The following is a 20450-nucleotide window of genomic DNA, read 5'->3' as shown; positions in this document are numbered from 1 at the left end:
CAGACCCAGTCCTCGGACTACGGAGCCATGATCGCCATGTCCGTCCTGGCCCTCCTCCCGGTCCTGATCTTCTTCCTCGTCTTCCAGCGCTACATCGTCGAAGGCGTCTCCACCCAGGGCCTCAAGGGCTGACAGCCGGTCCACCCGGCTCCCAATTGATTGACCCGGAATACAAAACCTCTGATTGAAACGATTCGATCAGTGCTCATGCAACGACGCAGAAGGAGATCTTCCATGTCCAATTCCATCGCCCGCCGTACCGTCCTGGGGCTCATGGGGGCGGCCGCAGGTGCAGCAGTCCTGCCCACATATGCCTCCTCACGGGCCTCGGCCTCGAACGATGCCGACGTCTCAATCGTCGACAACGGTTCGACAGTCACCCTCAGCAACGGCATCGTCAAGTTCGACGTGGTCAAAGCCAGCGCAGACATCAAGAACCTTTACCTCCTCGGCAGCATCCAAGGGAACGCGGGCTTGAACCTCCTCAGTGGCCCGCGTGGTCACGGGTACACAACCTTCGACTACTCCGGCGCAGCGAGGTCCACTGGCATGAAGGGTGGAGCTTTCCGTGTGGTCAGCCAGAGCCCGGACCGTATCGAAGTCTCCATTCTCTCGAACGACCCCACCAAGAACACGTTCTACGTGGACATCCGGATCGCCCTCGAACGCGGGTCCTCAGGCCTCTACCAGTACTGGATCACCAAGTACACGGAGAACATGCCGGACGGCCTCACATTCGGACAACTGCGGTATGCCTTTTCCACCGGCGATGATCCCGCCTTTAAGTGGTTCGTCGTCGACGATGAACGGGGAATCCAGCAGCGTCCGACCATCGCAGACACCCAGAACTGGGTTGTCCTCCAGGATTCGACTGAAGTCTTGCCGGATGGCTCCATCTATTCCAAATACCAGAACTCAACAAACCTTGAGGGAGACAACCATGTCTTCATGATCTCCAACGGCAAGGTGGGGCTGTCTCTCGTTCAGGCGAGCAAGGAAGCCTTTGGCGGCCCCACCCGCCCCGAGCTCACATGCCACGACTACTACGAAGGCATGATCCTGCTCTGGCACCCGCTCACGGGCCACTACGGCGAGCCTGATACCCAACCCGCCCGAGGCTGGGAAAAGGTATACGGACCTTTCTTCCTCCATGTGGGCGAAGCGGCTGTGGGCGACGAACGCGCGAATGTCGCAGCCCTTTGGGATGACGCAAAACGTGTAGCGGACCGCGAACAGGCCGCGTGGCCGTACGCCTGGGTCACCGAGCCGATCTATGCGGCCAAGGAACGTTCCACCGTCACCGGCAAGCTGAATGTAGCCTCCTTGGGGGCTGTCGACAACGGCTGGGCCATCCTGTACCAGCCCGGACCAGACCGCGAGTTCCGGGGCGTCACCCTGGACGGGACCGACTGGCAGTACCTGAGCCTCGACTACACCTACGCGGCCAAGATCGGCCCGGGCGGCAGGTTCAGCATCCCGGCCGTCCGCCCCGGCAACTACACACTGGCCGCCTTCACGAAAGGCGCGATGGGGGAGTACCGGAGGGAGAACATCACCGTCCCGGCCGGCACGAGCATCGACACCGGCACCCACATGTGGCGTCCCGAGAATCATGGTCCAACGTTGTGGCAGATCGGCACACCGGATCGATCATCCGAGGAGTTCTTCATCCACGGCGGGCCAACCGGCTACAGGGAGAACCTGACGTGGCTGGAGTACCCCTACGACTTCCCCAACGGCGTGGACTTCAAGGTCGGGGTAGATGACCCTGCGAAGAAATGGAACTACTTCCACCCGGGACTGAAGACACCCGGAACGGCAAAACAGCTCGAATGGCGCGGCACCACACCGGATACCTCGCTCGAGACCTGGAAGATCCGCTTCGACGCCCACCGCTACCAGCGCGGCACCGGCTATCTCGACATCGCGTTGGCGGCGCAGGTGTACGCGACACTCGCGGTCACGCTCAACGGAACCCCGATTGCCACGTTCGACCCGCTGCCAGGTGTCCCCGGAGACAACTCCTCCTACCGGCTTACAGCCCGCGCAATGTACCGGAAGCTCCAGACCATCGAGTTCCCGGCGACGCTGATCCAGGACGGGGAGAACGTGATCACACTGGCGAACGTGCGGCCACCACAGGTGCCCATCGCCGACAACTGGATGGCACCCATGGGCGGCATCATGTACGACAGCCTCCGCCTGCAGGTCAACGAAGGCTCATAAGGTCTCCCTCCTGGCCTTTCCCCGTGTGTGAGGACACGCGGGGAAAGGCCCCAAATCATCAAGCACCAGGAAATATCGTGATCAAACCGCCGCACCCACGCCTAGAGTCCGCACATCTTTACGTCGGAGCCAACTACCATCCGCACGACTCTGGCCCGGAACAGTGGGAGCGTGACATCAGCATGATGTCAGCGGCCGGGTTCACCGTCGTCAGGCTCGGGCACCTCGCCTGGGACAGCTACGAACCTGAGGACGGACGGTTCGAATTTGATTGGTTCGACCGCGTCATGGACCTGATGCACGGCGCGGGGATCGGTGTGATCCTCGACATCGCGGTGCGCCCCGCGCCGCTGTGGCTGCATCGAAAACACCCCAGCATGGACATCACCGACTCAAGCGGCAACCGGCTGCACGCCAATACGCGCTACATGGTCGACGTCGGCGACCCGGCCTTCCGGGAACACGCTCTACGCCTCACCGACAACCTGACGCGTCGCTACGCCGATCACCCGGCCCTTCTGGCTTTCGGCATTGACAACGAGCCGGGGGATGGACCCTTCTCCTACAGCGAGTCGGTTCGGGTGCGCTTTATTGGCTGGCTCCGAAAGAAGTACGGGACTCTGGAGGATCTCAACCATTCCTGGGCCAGCCAGCGGTGGTCGCGCCGCATTGGGGACTTCAATGAGATCCGACTGCCGAGATCGGGGTCGATCGAGGGTGCGCCGGAGCGCGTACTCGACTTCCGCCGCTTCGTCTCCTACGAGATCAATGAATGCCTGCTGGCCGTTATGGAGCGGGCCGAGCAGAATGCGCCCGGAGCGCTCCTCACCACGAACGCCTGGTACTACAAAGAGGACGGGCGCTATTTCGACTACGCGGAGATCGCGTACACCGGCAGAATGAGCCGGGGAGGGATGGGGTTTTATCCAGGCTATTCGATCACGAACAACGAGGGGATTTACGAAGCCCTCCTCGGGCTTGCGCGTATCCAGTTTGAAAATGAAACACCGTTCTGGTGCACGGAGTTCACCACCATGACGGCTGTTCCGGGATCTGTCCGGAAGAGCGCCTACGCCTCGCTTCTCTTCGGAAACCAGATGGTCTGTGGCTGGACCTGGCAGTCGATGCACGGCGGTGAGGAACAGTACCTGCAGGGGATGGTGGACTGGGACGGTGAGCCCAACCGAAAGTACGCGGAGTACCGACAGTTCGCGGAAGAATTCGCCAAGATCGAAAACTTCGGGTTTCCATACCGGCCCCAGGCCGAGATCGCACTGGCTTTCTCTTTCGACAGCCAGCTTGCAAGTGCCTCCTTCCCGGAACAGCACGACCAACAGCTCCAAACATGCTTCAACGCGGTCCTCGAACGCAACCTTGACCAGCGGGTAGTGGACCTGGGCCGAAGCACACTGGACTACAAGATCCTCGTCATTCCCGGCGCTGCCCTCATCGATGAGGCCTCCGCGGCCAACATCCGTAGATTCGTGGCAAACGGTGGAACCGCCATCATGACGTCCTACTCCGCCTTCGTAGACACCAATGGTCAGGTCTTCTGCACCACGCGGCCGGGCCTCCTCGATGATGTCTTCGGCATACGGCTCGGCGGCTACCAGGAAACGGCACTGCTCAACGAGCTGACCTCGGGACGTTTGCCTGGCAACTCCCTGGACATCATGTTCGGTGAGGCACGTATCCGGACCGAAGCACCACGCATCGACGAGATCCACCTGCGCGGGGCCAGGGCAGTGGGCTCAATTGTTGGGCTGGACCGCGGGTACCCGGCAGTGACGGTCCACGCATTCGGGCTGGGACGCGCGGTTTACATCGGGATTCCAGCGCGGCGAGCCCTGTTCGACGCCGTCCTGGACTCAGAGATCAAACGCAGTCACATCCGTCCGGCCCCTGACGTTCCCCCCGGTGTCCTCGTGCGGTTGATGGACGAAACACACGTTCTATATGTAAACCTCGACGGAATGGACAAGTCGATCGCGACCGGCCCAGCGAGGAGCATCCTGTACGACCGCGAGTATCCGAACGGTTTCGTCCTCGCGCCATTCGATGCGGATTTCGTCGAAATCGCTGAACCCGCCACCACCTGACCTGCTGGAATCCCAGTCCAGGTTTCACTGTCCAAACCACACTCTGAAAGAAGTAATATGTCCAAGATTTTTCCCGGACAGCCATGGCTCGACACCAACGGCAACCGGATCCAAGCACACTCCGGCTACATCTTCTCCGAGGATGGAGTCTTCTACTGGTATGGCGAAAACAAGGAACGGACGGCGCCCGGGTCCGGCATCTGGCACTGGGGGATCCGCTGCTACTCCTCGACCGACCTCATCAACTGGGAAGACCGCGGCCTGATCATCCCGCCGGCTCCCGACGACATTGAATCCCCACTGCACCCCACAAAGCTGCTTGACCGCCCCCACATCATCAAGCACCCGGAGACCGGCAAGTACGTGTGCTGGGTGAAGATCATGGGAGAGGGCCTGAACCAGCGCACCACTGTCCTGACCGCTGATCATCTCCTTGGCCCCTACGAAATCGTCAGCACAGGCCTCAAACCCCTCGGAATGAATGCCGGCGACTTCGATCTCGTCGTCGACCCGACTGATGGCAAGGCTTACTACTACTTCGAGCGGGTCCACAGCGAGATGATCTGCGCAGATCTCACGCCCGACTTCACCGACGTTACCGGCTACTACTCAACCCACTTTCCCCAGCCGGGCCCGCCGGACGTGCGGGAGGCCCCCGCGTACTTCCGCAGAGGTTCCAAGCACTACCTCATCACGTCGGGGACATCGGGATACTTCCCCAACGCATCAGAGATCGCGGTGGCTGATACGTACCACGGGCCATGGACCGTCCTGGGCGATCCGCATCCCGGCGACACCAGTAGGACCTCATACCGGACACAGATCAGTTCCGTCTTCCGGCACCCCCACAAACGTGACCTCTACATCGCACTGGCTGACCGGTGGCTGCCTGACCTCTCGCCGGAAGAATCCAACCAAACGGAACGGTACCGGCGGCTGTTCAACGGAGAGGAGGCGAACACGGAAAAAACGGATGAGTCTGTCCAGCATCAGTCAGACCTGCGCGTTGCCGAGTATGTCTGGTTGCCCATCAGTTTCGATGGCGATGTGCCACGCATCGACTGGCGCGACGCATGGTCACCCGAAGAGTTCGACTGAGCCGCCCCGATTGAAGGAGTCACCGTCCCCGAAAGCCGTGGCCACCGCCCGCGTGGACAGCGGCGACCCCGACCTGGACATCCTTGAGGTCGACACCGGCCCGTTACGGGCAGTCTTCCTGCCCTCGGTCGGGGGCCGCCTGCTGTCACTGCGCGTCAAGGGGCATGAGCTTCTCTGGGTAAACCCGCGCATCTTCGACGCTTCCTTCAAAGCCCTCGTGCCTCGGGCAGCCTGGCCGGCAGTGGACGGAACCTTTCCGTCCTGGACAAACGTGGGCGGATCCAAGACGTGGCCGGCACCGCAGGGCTGGGACGGGAACCACCAGTGGCCCGGACCTCCCGACGACGTACTGGACTCGGGCCAATGGTCGATTGACACGACGCGTAAATCCGGGTCACTGGTAGTGACAATGGTCAGCCCCAATGACACCCGGACCGGGCTATGCATCACCCGCGAATTCACCTTCACCGCAGAATCGCGCAGTTTTCACGAAACCATCCGCTTCTTGAACGTCTCCACCCGGGAGGTGGAGTGGTCACTCTGGGAGGTCGTGCAAACCGACACGTCGGCCGGGGGAGTGGTTGACGTGCCAGTCTCGGCAGATGCGGCCCCGATCGACCTCGGCCGGTATGCCGGATCGACGGACGTGACGGTTACAGACGGGATTGCCCGGTTGCCGGTTGCACCTGGTGTGGCGAAATTCGGCTTCCCGAACGCAACAGGTTGCGTCACATGGTCGGGTCCGGACGGTGAAAGTCTGCGACTGACCGTAGAAGTGGACGAAGCCGCCCTGTACCCGGACAACGGATCCAGGGTTGAGCTCTGGACCCAGTCACCGCTCCAGCAACCCTTGGACCAACTGGACGGCTTTCACCTGGAAGCTTGGCTGGTGGAACTGGAAGTCCTCTCGCCGCTGCACAAGCTCAGGCCCGGCGAAAGCGCCGACTTCGCCATCGAGTGGGATGCCGTTGGTCCGCGCGTTTAGGCTGCGAAGGACATTCAAATATCAGTAAGCACTGAAGAGGAAGGGACCTCCCCGTGGGAAGACTGTTTGACGGCCCGTGGCCAATACTCATCATCGTAGTTGTTGCACTGCTTCTCTTTGCCGCGCCCAAACTCCCGGCGATGGCCCGAAGTTTGGGGCAGTCGATGCGGATCATCAGGTCCGAGGTGAAGGAAATGAAGAACGACGGCGGGGCCGCCGGCACGGAAGGGTCGGAGCCCACGGCGGATGCTGCCGGTCGGCTCCCTTCAGCGAGGCCGACGACCTGACCATCCGCGCCGCAGCCCCCGCGGCACCGACGCCGTCGAAATCAGGGGCTGGCGGGACGTGAGCGCCAAGGCTGGTTGCCGTTGTATTCGTCGTCGGTGATGTGCTCGCCCCACGTCGTGGTTGTGGCGGGGTCCCCGTCGTTCTGGAGCATGGCGATGTGTTCCATGAAACAGCCCGGAGCAGCGGCGTGCCAGTGCTCCTCGCCCGGCGGAGTGTAGAGGGTCTGGCCGGGGTGGACTTCAATGATCCTGCCGTCCCTGCCGCCGAAGCGGCCAATGCCCTGGGTGACGCGGAGGTACTGGCCGTGCTTGTGCGAGTGCCAGGCGGTGCGGGCTCCGGGAGCGAAGCGGACGGTCGCGACGACCATGGTCTGGCCCCTCTCATGGGGCAGGGCGATCGGGTCGAGCCAGACGTCGCCGGCAAACTGGGCCGGCGGGTTCTTCGCCGTCGGCATGGTGGGTTCGATGTTCATAGGTCTTCCCTTAATTCTTGTCGTCAAGTCTTGTCTTCGGTGAACAGTTGGCAGTCAGTATCCGGTGGGCATCCGCAGGGTGTACGGCTTCTCGAGCTGCTGCACCTGGACGTCGGTAAGTTTGATCGCCAGGGCCGCGACGGCGTCGGCCAGGTGAGGGGTTTTGGTGGCTCCTACAAGCGGCGCTGCACCGGGTCTGTGTCGGCACGTTTGGTGTGCTCGCCCCACGGCCTGGTGAGCCGTCCCTTGGCCAGCGGGCTCCACGGGATACTGCCCACCCCCTGGTCGGCCAGAAGCGGAAACATCTCCCGTTCCTCCTCCCGCTGCATGAGGCTGTACTGGTTCTGCATGGAGACGAACCTGGTCCAGCCGTGCAGGTCGGCGGTGTGCTGCATTTTCGCAAACTGCCAGGCCCACATGGAGGAGGCTCCGATGTAGCGGGCTTTCCCGGACCTGACGACGTCGTGCAGGGCTTCCATGGTTTCCTCGACGGGCACGTCGGGATCGAAACGGTGGATCTGGTACAGGTCAACGTAGTCTGTGCCGAGGCGGGACAGGGACGCATCGATCTGTTCCATGATGGCCTTGCGCGACAGGCCGGACCCGCCGGGGCCGCCGTGCATCTTGAAGTGCACCTTCGTGGCGAGTACGACGTCTTCGCGGCGGGTGTATTTCCTGATGGCGCGGCCCACGATCTCTTCAGAGCTGCCGTAACCGTAAACGTTGGCCGTGTCCCAGAAAGTAATGCCCAGGTCGACGGCCTGGCGGAAGATCGGCTCGGCATCGTCATCGCCGAGCGCCCATTCGTTGAAGCCTTGCGACGTGTCGCCGAAACTCATGCAGCCCAAGGCGATGCGGCTTACTTTCAGGCCGGACCGGCCCAGGCGTGTGTATTCGACTTAGTCCTCAATTCCTGTGCTGAGGCTGAGTTCCCGCCAACGGTCCAGTTCGGCCAGTTCTGCCTCGGCAACAGCACCAAAAGCGCCGAACGCGTCCTGTCCGAGCACCAGCAACGACGGCGGCTCCGCACTTTCGACGACCTTAAGGATGGCTTCGGCTGCTTTGGCAGGATCGCCGGGCTGTGTGCCGTGAATCGTGTCGTTTTCCTTCCGCCGCTTGCCGGCAGTCTCCGCGTAGTCTCCGATCGGCATCGCCGACTGGGTGAGTGAGCGGCCGGCGAAGTCGGTGCGGAAGGCGCCCGGTTCGACGACGGTGACGCTGATCCCCAGCGGCTGCAGCTCCCTGTGAAGGGAGCCGGAGAGCCCCTCCAGGGCGGCTTTGGTTGCCGAGTAGTAGCCGGATCCGGCCGGTTTGATGCGCGCTCCGATGGAGGAGATGTTCACGATGGAACCGGATCTTTTGGCACGCATGTCCGGCAGGACTGCTTTGATCATGTCCACTGCGCCGAAAACGTTAGTGTCGAACAATTGCCGGATGTCGGCGTCGTCCGCTTCTTCCACCGCGGCGCGGTATCCGTACCCGGCGTTGTTGACGAGCACATCGACGCTGCCGAAGCGCGTCTGCGCCTGCTGCACCACCGTGCCGATTTGGGCCCGGTCGGTGACGTCGAGGGGCAGGACCAGTGCCGTGTCGGGGTAGGCGGCGGCGATGTCTTCGAGCGTCGCCGAGTTACGGGCGGTGACGACGGCGTTGTGCCCGTGGGCGAGCACTGCCTGGGCGAGTGCCCGGCCGAGTCCGGTGGAGCATCCTGTGATGAGCCATGTAGCCATGAACGGCTTCCTTTTCGTTGTGACCGGTGGTTGGGGTTGGTGGTTGGGGTTAAGGGCGGACGAGGACTTTGAGGGCTTCGCGGGAGTCCATGGCGCGGTATCCGTCGGGGACCTCGTCGAGGCTGATGGTGCGGTCGAAGACTTTGCCCGGGTTGACGGTGCCGTCGAGGACACCTGGGAGCAGCGTCCCGATGTAGGCCCGAACGGGGGCGGGGCCGCCGGTGAGGGTGATGTTGGGCCCGAACATGGAGCCGAAGCCGATCGGTGCGTCCTCGTACTGCGGCACGCCCACGCGGCTGATGACGCCGCCGGGGCGGATCACGCCGAGCGCCTGGTCGTAAGCGGGGCGGTGTCCTACGCATTCGAGGACGGTGTGGGTGCCGTCCCCGCCGGTGAGCTCACGGACCTTCTCGATGCCCGCCTCGCCGCGTTCGGCCACGACGTCGGTTGCGCCGTATTCGATGCCGAGGTCGGTGCGGGCTTTGTGCCGTCCCATCAGGATGATCTGCCCGGCACCGAGCTGTTTGGCCGAGAGTACGGCCATCAGGCCCACGGCGCCGTCGCCGATTACCGTCACGGTGGTCCGGCTGTTGACGCCTGCCTTAATGGCGGCGTGGTGGCCGGTGCCGTAGACGTCCGACAAGGTCAGGAGCGAGGGCAGCAGTTCGCTGTCCTCGCCCACCGGGGCCTTGACCAGCGTGCCGTCGGCGAAGGGGACGCGGACAGCTTCCGCCTGCGCTCCGCCGATTCCGTTGGAGGCCCAGAACCCGCCGTGCCGGCAGGAGGTCTGCAGGCCTTCGCGGCAGAAGACGCAGGTCCCGTCCGACCAAGCGAACGGGGCAATGACAAAGTCGCCCTTTTTCAGGGTTGAGACGTCTTGGCCGGTCTCCTCGACGACGCCGATGAACTCGTGGCCCATCGGGGAGCCCTGATGGGACTTGGGCATGCTGTGGTACGGGTGCAGGTCGGAGCCGCAGACGCAGGACCGGACTATCCGGACCAGCGCGTCGGTGGGGTCCTGCAGGATCGGGTCGGGCACGTTCTCCACCCGCACATCGCCGGCGCCATACATAAAGGTTGCTCGCATCTGAATTCTCTCCGCTTTTCGGTGGCTTGATGAAAAGCTCCAGGTTCCACTGCTTAGGTAACAGCAGAAAAGTTCCCCTGAACAGGTACTGTCAGGGCCTGGTACGGGGTGCCCCTTTGACAAGGACCCGGCTGGTTTGTTCAAAAGAGACCGGGACCAGGCGAACATGCCCGCCGAAGCCGAACCGGACCAAGTACGCCGCGACCTTGGCGCGTTGAAAGCGAAAAACCAAGCGAGGGAGGCCCGAATCGGGGCTGGGCGTAGGGTGGAAGCTGGACGAAAGGAGCATTTCATGAAGAAAATCCTCATGGTACTAACCAGCGTTTCCGAGATCGGCGATACCGGAGAGACGACGGGCTACAACGTGGCCGAGGCTGCACATCCCTGGAAGGTCTTCAAGGATTCGGGCCATTTCGTCGACTTCGCGTCCATCAAGGGCGGCCAGCCCCCGCGTGACAAGGTGGACCCGGCAGATCCCGTGCAGGTCGCTTTCACGGAGGACGAGACCACGCGCGCCGGTCTCTACAACACTGCGCGGGTCGACGTCGTTGATCCCGACCAGTACGACGCCGTCTACCTCGTGGGGGGCCACGGCACCATGTGGGACTTCCCGGACAGCGAGGGTCTGCAGAATCTCGTGGCCAGCGTTTACAACGCCGGCGGTGTAGTGGGCGCTGTCTGCCACGGGCCGGCCGGGCTGCTGAACGTCGAGCTGGCCAACGGCTTCCGCTTGGTCGAGGGCAGGAAGGTAGCAGCCTTCACCAACGACGAGGAGGTTGCCGCAGGGAAGGACAAGGTCATCCCGTTCTTCCTCGCAGACCGGCTCGAGGAACAGGGCGCCACGCACGTCTCCGCTGGTGTCTTTGAGGAAAAGGTCGTGGTTGACGAACGGCTGGTGACCGGTCAGAACCCGGCCTCAGCCGCCGGCGTCGCCAAGGAGATGGAGAAGCTCCTGGCGGAGGTCATCCACCAGGAGAAAGCCGAGGAACAGCACGAGACGGAGGCCCTGCGCGCGGCGAAGGACGCCGAGAAGAGCGCCAGGAAGGCTGCCGCAGAAGCGGATCACTAGCAGTCGCAGCGCACTGAAACTGACGGCCACCCCGACGAAGGGGCGGCCGTCAGTTTTCGTTGCTGCCCCCTCTGCTCACCACCCGGCCGTGCCCGGGCCACCCTTGAACGGACCAACGATCTGCCTGGTGATCCAACCGCCGTAGAAGTCACCGTCCTGGGAGGTCACCTGCTCGCCGTTGACTTCGCAGGAGTCCATGCGACCCGGGTAAAGGGCCACCCGGGTACTCAGCGCCTCGAATCCACGGGTGGGTTCCGGGTAGGTCCATCCCGCGCGCGAAACGACCACTCCGCCGGCGACGACGTCGAAGTAGTGCGCTTCTCCCTTGAACTCGCAGAAGGTGGTGCCCCCGACAGGGACAAGTACCCCGGAAGGGAATGAGTCCAATGGCAGGTAGTAGACAGGCGGATGGCTCGTCTCCAGGACGCGCACGGAATCGGTGGTATCCGCAATCACCTGCCCGCCGACTCTCACGATGACCCGCTCGGATCGCGGCTCGACCTGTGGCGGCCGCGGGTAATCCCACACTGATTCCTGTCCCGGCCCGGGTGTGATGGGCCGTGGACGCCGGAAGAAGCCGGTAAAGCCGTGAGCAGGTGTCATCTCCCCATGTTGCCACTTTCCGAGGCATCGCCGACCCCTACAGCGAGGACGCCCGGCAGGTGCCGAAGTTCTTTCAGGGGTAGGGTTTGCGGTACTCGACGAAGGGGTCAACATGAGCTACAAATTTCGAACAGTCCGGGTCCGCGGTACCGAGCTGGTGGGAACGATTGCCAGGAAGCACGGGAGTGCGGCTGAGATCTACGAGACCTCCAAGGACCCGAGCACATCGGTGGTTCCGGTGTTCTTCGAGGCGACGGGCGAGGTCCGTTTCTTCGACAGGTCGGTGCTGGAGGACGTCGTGGCGCCCGCCGGTTAGCCGCGGAAGTACACCTGTCGGCGCCGTGCCTCATTCGGTGGCCGAAAACTACCCCAGAGTGATGGCAATCAGCGGAAAGATTTTGCCTGCGGCAACATAACCGGCGCCCGACGGCGGCACGTGCCTCACGCCGTCGGCCGGGGGTTTGGTGCCCGCTCGCCCGGCCCCCGGGGTGCGCCAAAAGCCCTCTCCCTGCAACCTCAAAAGGCGTAGCGGATACGGCAGTAAGGTGCGACCTCGTCAATCAGGGCAGTCAGTTGCCGCACATAGCCGGCCTTGGTTCCGGACCGGTAGCGGACGTTGGTGAAGCCGTTTGAGGAGACCTTCGATTCCTGGAGGTCCGGGCGCCACAGCACGTTCTCCGCCTGCGGATGCCAGCCCAGGTTGACCTCGTGGAGCCGCTCGTTGTGGGTCAGGAAGATGACTTCCGCCGCGAGCTGGTCCTTGGCGGCGGCGGTCAGGGTGGCATCGAGCTGGCGCAGCAGCTGCTCCCAATCCCTGAGCCAGGTGTCCGTAATGATGACGGGGGAGAAGTTCACGTGGACCTCGTACCCGGCGTCGACGAAGTCGTTGATTGCAGCCAGGCGTTCAGCCACCGGCGACGTCCTGACGTCAACGGACCTGGCCAATTCTGCGGGCATGAGGGAAAAGCGTATCCGGGTGTGGCCGCCGTGGTCCCAGTCGAGCATTACCGGGTTCACGTACTTGGTGGCAAAGGAAAGCTTGGCGGTGGGCAGTTCGCGGAAGAGTGTGACGAGGTCTTTGACGTTGTCGCTGATCAGGGCATCCACCGAGCAGTCGCTGTTTTCGCCGATGTCGTATACCCAGAGGTCTGGGTCGCACTGGTTGGGCTCCAGCTTCATTCCCTGGCGTGCGGCGTGCCGCTCAAGCGCCCCGGCAATCTGGTCGATGTTCGCGAACACGGTGACCGGGTTGCTGTACCCCTTATGCCGGGGAACGTAGCAGTAGGCGCATGCCATGGCGCAGCCGTTCGCGGTGGAGGGCGCAATGAAATCCGCGGAACGGCCGTTTGGCTTGACTGTCAGCGCCTTCTTGACGCCGAGGACCAGCGCCTCGGTCTTGATCCGGGACCAGCGTGGCACGTTCGTTTCGTCACCGTGCACTACCGGAATGTTCCAGTGGTTCTCGACAAGAACGACGTCGGCGCCCGGCCAGCGTTCGACGATCTCTTTTCCCCGGGGGAGCTCCAGTGCAGCGGGCTGGGCGTAGATGCGCCGGATCTGCAGCAGCCGGTTGAATTCCATGATTCCATTCTCCCAAGGCGCCGAAGAAGAACTGAAACGCCAAAGGCAGGGCCGCCGTTCTGGCACGCCCTGCCCTGGTGTGTAGCGACGTCAGGTTCTGCGCCCGTCTGCCGGGCCGCCGTCGGCCGCCGAACCCTACATAATGCCGGTGGGTACGAGCAGGGCCCAGGCCAGCGCGGGAGCGACCAGTACCACTCCGCCGGCGTACATCATCAGTTGTTTGTAGACGCGCTGGCGGTCGTCTTCGCGGGCGTTGGCGACAACCAGTGCGCCGTCGGTGGAGAAGGGGGAGACGTCCACCACCGTTGCGGCAATGGCGAGTGCTGCGACGGTTCCTGAGGCGCTTAGCGAACTGGAGGCCAGCAGGGGACCGGCGAGGGGGATGAACGCGGTCAGCAAAGCGGTGGACGAAGCGAACGCGGAGCCGACGCCAATCACGTAGCAGAGGACCAGTGCGATCAACAGCGGCGCACCCAGTGCCAGGGCCTGCTCGGCGAGGGTGTCGATGACGCCGACGTGCTGGAGCAGGGAGACATAGGTGATCATGCCGGCCACCAGAAGAACGGTGGACCAGGAGACGCCGCCGATGAAGGTCCGGTGTTCTTTGATGTTGACCAGAGCCAGAAGGAGCCCGGCAGAGAGTGCAACGAAGCCGATAGGCATGTGGAAGCCCAGCGTGCATATAAGCATTGCAGCGATCAACACGAGGGTGAGGATTTGCTGGCCATGGGGGCGGCTCGTGCGGGGCGAATCAAGGTCGATATGGTGGCCGCCCTGGCCGTCCTTCAGCTTGCCCAGGAGTGCAAACAACACCACCGTCAGTGCCGACAGGATGAGATTGAGGGCGAAGCTCGCCGCGAACAGTCCGCCTTGGGAGATGGGGAAGCCGTTTTCGAGGGCGATGTTGTGGACCAGGACGCCGGCCACGGAGAGCGGGGAGAACCCTCCTGCGTGTGCTCCGTTGATGATGAACGCACCCATGAGTACTGGATGGATGCGCGATTCGTAAGCGAAACCGAGGGCTGCGGGGGCGAGGAGTGCGACGGCGGCGGGGGAGAAGGTGCCCAGGGACGTCAGCGCGGCAGCAATGAGGAAGAAGACCCAGGGCAGCAGGAGTGTTTTACCCCTGACGAGGCGCACACAGGTTTGGACGATGATGTCGATGGTCCCGTTCGGCTGCGCCATGCTGAAGAAGTAGGTGACCCCGATGATCGTCAGGACGATGCTTGCGGGGAATTCCTTGAGGATCTCCTTGTCGGTCATTCCGAGCATGAAGTACCCGACGCCGAACGAAGCCACCAGGCCCATGACGCCGATGTTCAGTGGCCATTTCGTGGCGACGACGAACATCACGACAAGTATGACCAGCGGGATGATCTGTGTAACGGTCATTGCCGGCTCCGATTCCGAGGTGGCCGCCGGGTTGAAGATGGCACCCCCGAACACGAGGGCGGCCAGGCCCAGGATGGCGATCGCGGCTACCGTTATCAGCAGGATACGGCGGCGACGATTCGGAAGCCTGGCAGGGGCTTCCCCGGTTTCGGTCCCGGCCTGCGGATTGGACTGGTAGATGGTCTTCATCATTGGTCTTGGCTCCTCATTGAGTGGCTGATGCTAGGGAGGCTTCGACGGCGGTGCCGAGGGCTTCCGGAAGATGGATGATGCTTGTGGCGATGGTTCGGGCCGTTCGGTCGACGCCGACCAGCTGTGACCCGTCGCGATGCTCGCTCCAGGTCTCGATTACCCCGGCTGGTGTGCGCAGTCTCAGCGTGGGTCGCGGCGTGGCGCCTGTGATGCTGTTGAGAACGGTGCCCGGGGTCCTTGCGGCGAGTGTCAGGGCGATGCTGCCGGTGATTGCCAGGGCGGGGTGGGGCTTGCCCATCGAAAGCATCATCACGTTGACATCGCAGACCGGGTCCGGCTGCGTGGGGGAGGCCACTATCGCCAGCTTCGGGATGGCACGGGCAGCTTCGGCGATGGTGGGCGCCAGCCCCATCCGCACGGCCGCCTGTCGGCGGATGTGGTCGAGGGTTTCCAGTTGCAGTTCCACGCCGGAGGCCCAGCTGTCATATCGGGAAGGGTCCAGGCCCAACTCCTCAGCGCGGACGATCACTACAGGGGCGCCGGCGTCGACCATCGACACGGTCCAGCGCGTTCCACCGGCAAGTATCGTGTCGGTGGCCGCACCGGTGGGCAGCAGCTTTCCGGTGGTCTTGCCGGCCGGATCCTGGAAGCCGAGACCGACCCGGTAGCCGGCGAACGCAACCCCGGGCATCCGGGCATCAGGAACGATGGGCAGGGCACCGGCGGGGGTGGAGACCCGCTGGATGATGATCTGGCCGGTGTTCGTGTTGCGGGTAACGATCCTCGTGACGTCTCCGTGCGGGACCACCCAACCTTTTTCGATCGCGTATAGCCCTACAACCGCAGAGCAGTTCCCGCAGTTGCTGCTCCAGTCCACTTCGGCCTCTTCGATGCCGACCTGGGCGAAGGTGAACTCGACATCGACCCCTTCCTCGGCCGGCCGGCGAAGGATCATGGCCTTGCTGGTTGTTGAAGTTGCACCTCCGACGCCATCAATCTGCCGGGAGTCCGGGCTCCCGAACAGCCGGGGGAGCAGCTCATCCAGGCTGGTGCGGACCTGATCCAGGTGCTCCGTTTCGAAGACCCAGCACTTGCTGGTGCCTCCGCGCATCCATTCAGCTTCTATCTTCATCGTGTTCCCTACATCTCCTAGTGCCATGCAGATTCTTCAGGGCCTGGTAAAAGAATGAGCCGGATCACAAGTGAAGACAATGTTCAATTATTGTGGGGGGATGTAGAGATGCTTAAGTCATTGCTGGTAAAGCGTCTTTTGCCCTCTCAAGCAAAGAGACCCCGGCGCCGGATGCCCGGATCCGCTCAGTTACACGAGCAGGTTGCATAGAATGAACCAAACAAACAGAAGGGTGAAGAGATGCTTAAGGATGAAGAACAAAACTTATTCGACATCCGGCGGTTGGCCCTGTTGGTTGAGGTCGTCGAGCAGGGATCGATCACGGCGGCGGCGGAGCTGATGATGTACACCCCGTCGGCGGTTTCCCAGCAGTTGCGGAAACTCGAACAGGAGGTGGGGCAGCCGCTGCTGAACCGCCGCTCCCGCGGGGTTGTGCCAACAGAGGCCGGCCAGGTGCTGGCGGGGCACGCCCGCAAGATCGTTGGCCAGATGCGCGCCGCCCAGTCGGACCTGGACCAGATCGCCGGTCTCAGGCGCGGATCTTTGACCGTGGGTACATTTCCTACGCTGGCAGGCTCGTTCCTGCCTGTCGTGATCCGCGCCTTCAAGAAGCGATACCCTGCGATCGGCCTCTCGCTGCGCAGCGCACGCTTTGATGAACTCGTCTCGGACCTCGAGTCCGGAGTCACCGGTCTGTGCCTGTTGTGGGACTACCCGTGGAATCGCTTCCAGGACGACTCAATCCGGGTAACCGAAGTCTTTCAGGAGAGCACCGTGATCCTGGTAGCCAAGGGGCACCCGCTCGCCGGCCGCGATGAAGTGAGGATGGAGGATCTGCGCAAGGAATCGTGGATTGTCCGCGCTGAGGCGCACCCGGTGGTGGAGGTCCTGCAACGCTCCGCCCACGACGCGGGTTTCGAACCGACCATCGGCTTCCTGGCCAACGACTACCAAGAGGCCCAGGCCATGGTCAGCGTCGGAATGGGAGTGGCCATGGTTCCCAAAACCGCCGTGGCCCTCCAGCATCCTGACGTGAGGGTGTTGAGTCTTGGTGATGCCGCCCCGCTGCGAAGGGTGTTGCTGGCCCAACGCCAGGACAAGGTCTACGCCCCGGCCGAGGTCGCCTTCCACACAACCCTGCTTGAAGTCGCCCGTGAGCGGGCCGGTGACTACCTCTAGCCAAAGCGTGCACACGTTATCGTTGGTCTACCACATCTCATCAGGAGCGCGCACACATGCCGTACGTTGTTGACTTCAAAAAGGTTTCTACAGTCGGGCTGGAATCGTCACCGGTCGCCGACGCCCTCGCCGGGCTACGCGCCAACGAGGGACGCTACTACCACAACAAGTACGGCCACGCCTTCACCGTTCGCCCTGCCACCGAGGTTCCGGAGGTGGTCGACCGCGTAACCCGCATCCTCAAGGACGAGCGCGACATCGTCATCGGCTCCCGTCCGCTCGAGGCAACAGCGTTCGAAGTTGACGGTCTGCGCATGGATTACGTGTTCTACGAGTCGGGGCTGGCGGTCAACGTCATGTACAGCATCGAGGACGGCGGGAAGCGGGCGGTCGGATTCAAACTGTCCGAGGGAGTGGAGATCCCGGAGGAACTGGCATCACGTTTCAAGTTCGCCCGCCAGAAATCAAAGCTGGCAGGAGTCATCCGCGGCTCCTACTTCGTCATCAAGGGCGAGGACTGATCCCCCAGCCTCCGGTACTTGGCCAGCCGTTGCGGCAGCAGTGTGTTGATCCCGGCATTGGACAGTGTGGCGAGTTCGTATTCGATCGCCTGCCCCATGCGCAGGCAGAACGCTTTCGGCTCCTGTGACGCGTCCGGGCGTTCGTCCACGATGTGCTCAACGAGTCCGTTGGCGTAAAGGGATGCAACGTTGACTCCCTGGGTTTCGGACATTGCCGGCGCGTGGTCGGTGTTCCGGTGGACGATGGCGCTCGCACCTTCGGGGGGAAGCGGTGAGAGCCAGGCGTGGTGGGCTGCGATGGTGCGGTCCGCGGGCAGGAGCGCCAGTGCCCCGCCGCCGGCGCCCTGGCCTAGAAGCACAGACAGGGTGGGGGAGTTCAGCCCGATCAGATCGTGCAGTGAACGGGCAATTTCACCCGCGAGCCCTCCTTCTTCTGCCTCCTTGGAGAGGGCCGCGCCGCTGGTATCGATGACGGTCAGCAGCGGCAGCCCGAGTTCCTCGGCCAGGCGCATGCCGCGGCGGGCCTCCCGGAGGGATGCCGGGCCCATGGCTGTCTGTTCCGAAGGGCGGGGCCTGGTGTGGCCGATGACGACGCAGGACTCCTGGCCGAAGCGTGCCAGGGCAAGCTGAAGGCCGGGGTCCTTTTCGCCCTGCCCGGTGCCGTTAAGCGGCAGCACATCCCTGGCGCCATAAGCGAGCAGCTGCCGCAGGTCCGGCCGCCGCGGATTCCGGGAGATTCCGATCGATTCCCACGCGCCGGCGTCGGAAGGTCTGACCGAAAGGGTCCTCGGCGGCGCAAGTTCCCGGTGCGGACCGGTGACCAGGATGCTCAAGGCGCGGTCGACGACGTCGGACAGCTGACCGGGCGGGACCACCGCATCGATCAGGCCCTTGTCGAAGAGGTTTTCCGCGACCTGGACGTTCTCCGGAAACGGCGTGCCGTTGATCGCCTCGTAGACGCGCGGGCCGAGGAATCCTAGCAGCGCACCCGGCTCGGCGACCGTGATGTGGCCCAGGGACCCCCAGGAGGCCATGACTCCGCCCGTTGTGGGGTGGCGGAGGTAGACCAGGTAGGGCAGCCCTGCCTGGCGGTGGGCGCGGACAGCCGCGCTGATTTTCACCATCGACAGGAACGCGATGGTTCCTTCCTGCATGCGGGTGCCGCCCGACGCCGGCCCGGCAAGGAGCGGCAGGCCCTCCCGGGTTGCCCGTTCGACGGCGGTGACGATGCGTTCAGCCGCAGCCAGCCCGATGGAGCCGGCAAGGAAGCGGAATTCGCTGACGATGACGGCTACGCGCCGGCCGCGGATATGTCCTTCGCCGGTGAGCACGGATTCGTCCACTCCGGTCTTTTCCCGCGCGGCCGCCAGTTCCTGAAGGTACTCCGGACCCGGATCCGGGTCCACGACGGGGGCATCCCAGCTTCGGAAGGTGCCCGGATCCAGCACCGCGGTGATGAGTCCGGCCGCGTCCAGATGCCGTGCCTTCTGCTCGGTCAGCATGATCAGCGCCTTTCCTGGTGGTCCGGCACGGTCGTGACGGCGTCAGCCGCTGTTCGCCCGGTTCCCGCCGGCACCAATCCGAGCCACTGCCGGATCTGTTCCCCGTCCTGGTCCAGCAGGGGCGGTGCGGTGTGCGTCTTAAGCGTGGTTTCGGTGGTGTCTGCGGTGCTGAAGAACCGCAGCGGCGGCCCGGGCAGGCTCACGGTGCCGAGGATCTTATGGTCGACGTCGATCATGAGCCCCTGGGAATGGACCTGGTCCCACTCGTAGACCTCGTCCAGGGTGCGGACTTTGCCGGCCGGGATGCCCGCCTCGTTGAGTTTGGCCAGCAGCGGTTCCGCCTCGAATTCGGAGAAGGCCTGTTCCACGACGTCGATGACTTTCTGCCGGTTGCGGACCCGGTCCGCGTTCGTGGCGAATTCGGGCTGCCCGGCGTCAATTCCAAAGGCGGATGCGAAGGTGCGCCAGAGCTTTTCGCTGCCGACACTGATCTGGACGCTGCCCTGACGGCAATGGAACAGTCCGTACGGGGCGATGGAGGGGTGGTGGTTGCCCTGGGCCTGGGGGACTTCGCCGGCGACTGTTGCCCGGGTGCCCTGGAAGGCATGCACCCCGATGAGGGCTGCGAGCAGCGAGGTGCGCACGATCTGGCCCTTCCCGGTCCGCTCGCGCTGCAGCAGGGCCGCCAGGGTGCCGAAGGCGCCGTACATGCCGGACAGCAGGTCGGCGATGGGTACGCCCACCCGCTGCGGGTCGTCCGGCCCGGACCCGGTAAGGGACATGAGGCCCGCCTCGCCCTGCAGGATCTGGTCGTAGCCGCTGCGCTGCGATTCGGGCCCGTCGTGCCCGAAACCGGTGATGGACAGGATGACCAGTGCCGGGTTCAGCGCATGCATTTCCGCGGTGGAGAAGCCGAGCCGGTCCAGGACTCCGGGACGGAAGTTCTCGATCACGACGTCGGCCCGTTCCAGCAGTTCGCGCAGTATTGACCGGCCGTCGTCGCTCTTCAGGTCCAGGGCGATGGATTCCTTGTTGCGGTTGCAGGACAGGAAGTACGTTGCCTGCGGGTCGTCCTCGGGTCCGACGAACGGCGGCCCCCAGCCGCGGGTGTCATCGCCGGTGCCGGGGTTTTCGACCTTGATGACCCGGGCGCCCAGATCAGCCAGCATCATGCCGGCGTGGGGCCCGGCCAGGGCGCGGCTCAGGTCCACCACAAGGTAGCCCGACAGCGGGCCTTCGGTGCGGATAGTCGGTTCGGTGCTCATGGCGGTAGTCCTCTTTTTGGAGTGTGGGG

The 20450-nt window shown here is 63.6% G+C and carries 18 protein-coding genes and 2 pseudogenes; 10 read left to right on the top strand and 10 right to left on the bottom strand.

Features of this window, described 5'->3' with window-relative positions; all coding sequences use genetic code 11:
- From ABIA70_RS16745 to tatA, 6 genes and pseudogenes are all read left to right on the top strand, one after another.
- A pseudogene (locus ABIA70_RS16745) lies at positions 1 to 132 on the top strand (carbohydrate ABC transporter permease); the annotation flags it as partial.
- A gap of 102 nt (positions 133 to 234) precedes the next feature.
- On the top strand, positions 235 to 2226 hold the full coding sequence (locus ABIA70_RS16740) for a polysaccharide lyase family protein (RefSeq protein WP_354148690.1): 1992 nt from the start codon (positions 235 to 237) through the stop codon (positions 2224 to 2226).
- Between the two features lie 77 nt (positions 2227 to 2303).
- Positions 2304 to 4325 (top strand): beta-galactosidase, encoded by a 2022-nt coding sequence (locus ABIA70_RS16735; protein ID WP_354148689.1) that lies wholly within the window; start codon positions 2304 to 2306, stop codon positions 4323 to 4325.
- A 57-nt stretch (positions 4326 to 4382) separates the two neighbouring features.
- Positions 4383 to 5423 (top strand): family 43 glycosylhydrolase, encoded by a 1041-nt coding sequence (locus ABIA70_RS16730; protein ID WP_354148688.1) that lies wholly within the window; start codon positions 4383 to 4385, stop codon positions 5421 to 5423.
- Positions 5424 to 5433: 10 nt separating this feature from the next.
- Positions 5434 to 6408 (top strand): hypothetical protein, encoded by a 975-nt coding sequence (locus tag ABIA70_RS16725; RefSeq protein ID WP_354148687.1) that lies wholly within the window; start codon positions 5434 to 5436, stop codon positions 6406 to 6408.
- Between the two features lie 53 nt (positions 6409 to 6461).
- On the top strand, positions 6462 to 6695 hold the full coding sequence (tatA, locus tag ABIA70_RS16720; protein WP_354148686.1) for a Sec-independent protein translocase subunit TatA: 234 nt from the start codon (positions 6462 to 6464) through the stop codon (positions 6693 to 6695).
- Positions 6696 to 6736: 41 nt separating this feature from the next.
- Here tatA and ABIA70_RS16715 read toward each other — a convergent pair whose 3' ends face one another.
- From ABIA70_RS16715 to ABIA70_RS16700, 4 genes and pseudogenes are all read right to left on the bottom strand, one after another.
- Entirely contained in the window at positions 6737 to 7168 is a 432-nt protein-coding gene (locus ABIA70_RS16715; RefSeq protein ID WP_354148685.1) for a (R)-mandelonitrile lyase, read from the bottom strand.
- Positions 7169 to 7222: 54 nt separating this feature from the next.
- Positions 7223 to 8007 (bottom strand): annotated as a pseudogene (locus tag ABIA70_RS16710) (aldo/keto reductase).
- 60 nt (positions 8008 to 8067) lie between these two features.
- Entirely contained in the window at positions 8068 to 8898 is an 831-nt protein-coding gene (locus ABIA70_RS16705) for an oxidoreductase (protein WP_354148684.1), read from the bottom strand.
- 49 nt (positions 8899 to 8947) lie between these two features.
- Positions 8948 to 9985, bottom strand: coding sequence for a zinc-dependent alcohol dehydrogenase family protein (locus tag ABIA70_RS16700; RefSeq protein WP_354148683.1), 1038 nt, complete (start codon positions 9983 to 9985; stop codon positions 8948 to 8950).
- 292 nt (positions 9986 to 10277) lie between these two features.
- Here ABIA70_RS16700 and ABIA70_RS16695 point away from each other — a divergent pair, with 292 nt between their 5' ends.
- Positions 10278 to 11054: a type 1 glutamine amidotransferase domain-containing protein gene (locus tag ABIA70_RS16695; protein ID WP_354148682.1), complete on the top strand. Its 777-nt coding sequence runs from the start codon at positions 10278 to 10280 to the stop codon at positions 11052 to 11054.
- 75 nt (positions 11055 to 11129) lie between these two features.
- Here the strand turns inward: ABIA70_RS16695 and ABIA70_RS16690 are convergent, their stop codons facing one another.
- Positions 11130 to 11657 (bottom strand): DUF427 domain-containing protein, encoded by a 528-nt coding sequence (locus ABIA70_RS16690; protein WP_354148681.1) that lies wholly within the window; start codon positions 11655 to 11657, stop codon positions 11130 to 11132.
- 112 nt (positions 11658 to 11769) lie between these two features.
- Here ABIA70_RS16690 and ABIA70_RS16685 point away from each other — a divergent pair, with 112 nt between their 5' ends.
- Positions 11770 to 11973, top strand: coding sequence for a hypothetical protein (locus ABIA70_RS16685; protein WP_354148680.1), 204 nt, complete (start codon positions 11770 to 11772; stop codon positions 11971 to 11973).
- Positions 11974 to 12173: 200 nt separating this feature from the next.
- Here the strand turns inward: ABIA70_RS16685 and ABIA70_RS16680 are convergent, their stop codons facing one another.
- From ABIA70_RS16680 to ABIA70_RS16670, 3 genes are all read right to left on the bottom strand, one after another.
- Positions 12174 to 13238, bottom strand: a complete 1065-nt coding sequence (locus ABIA70_RS16680; RefSeq protein WP_354148679.1) for a spore photoproduct lyase family protein — start codon at positions 13236 to 13238, stop codon at positions 12174 to 12176.
- A 135-nt stretch (positions 13239 to 13373) separates the two neighbouring features.
- A complete protein-coding gene (locus ABIA70_RS16675; RefSeq protein WP_354148678.1) occupies positions 13374 to 14822 on the bottom strand; it encodes an SLC13 family permease in 1449 nt (482 codons plus the stop codon).
- A 13-nt stretch (positions 14823 to 14835) separates the two neighbouring features.
- Positions 14836 to 15954 carry a PrpF domain-containing protein gene (locus ABIA70_RS16670; RefSeq protein ID WP_354148677.1) on the bottom strand — a complete coding sequence of 373 codons (1119 nt, stop codon included), beginning with the start codon at positions 15952 to 15954 and terminating at the stop codon, positions 14836 to 14838.
- A 240-nt stretch (positions 15955 to 16194) separates the two neighbouring features.
- Here ABIA70_RS16670 and ABIA70_RS16665 point away from each other — a divergent pair, with 240 nt between their 5' ends.
- Positions 16195 to 17133, top strand: a complete 939-nt coding sequence (locus ABIA70_RS16665) for a LysR family transcriptional regulator (protein ID WP_354148676.1) — start codon at positions 16195 to 16197, stop codon at positions 17131 to 17133.
- 56 nt (positions 17134 to 17189) lie between these two features.
- Positions 17190 to 17654 carry a DUF8821 family protein gene (locus ABIA70_RS16660; RefSeq protein WP_354148675.1) on the top strand — a complete coding sequence of 155 codons (465 nt, stop codon included), beginning with the start codon at positions 17190 to 17192 and terminating at the stop codon, positions 17652 to 17654.
- Here the strand turns inward: ABIA70_RS16660 and ABIA70_RS16655 are convergent.
- On the bottom strand, positions 17627 to 19156 hold the full coding sequence (locus ABIA70_RS16655; protein ID WP_354148674.1) for a carboxyl transferase domain-containing protein: 1530 nt from the start codon (positions 19154 to 19156) through the stop codon (positions 17627 to 17629). The genes ABIA70_RS16660 and ABIA70_RS16655 overlap by 28 nt on opposite strands.
- Positions 19157 to 19158: 2 nt before the next feature.
- Positions 19159 to 20421: a CaiB/BaiF CoA transferase family protein gene (locus ABIA70_RS16650; protein WP_354148673.1), complete on the bottom strand. Its 1263-nt coding sequence runs from the start codon at positions 20419 to 20421 to the stop codon at positions 19159 to 19161.
- Positions 20422 to 20450 lie beyond the last annotated feature (29 nt).

This window comes from Arthrobacter sp. 754 (assembly GCF_040548695.1).
In the GTDB taxonomy this organism is placed as follows: Bacteria; Actinomycetota; Actinomycetes; order Actinomycetales; family Micrococcaceae; genus Arthrobacter.
Note: the sequence above shows the minus strand (reverse complement) of the source record. Positions and strands in the feature narration are given on the sequence as shown.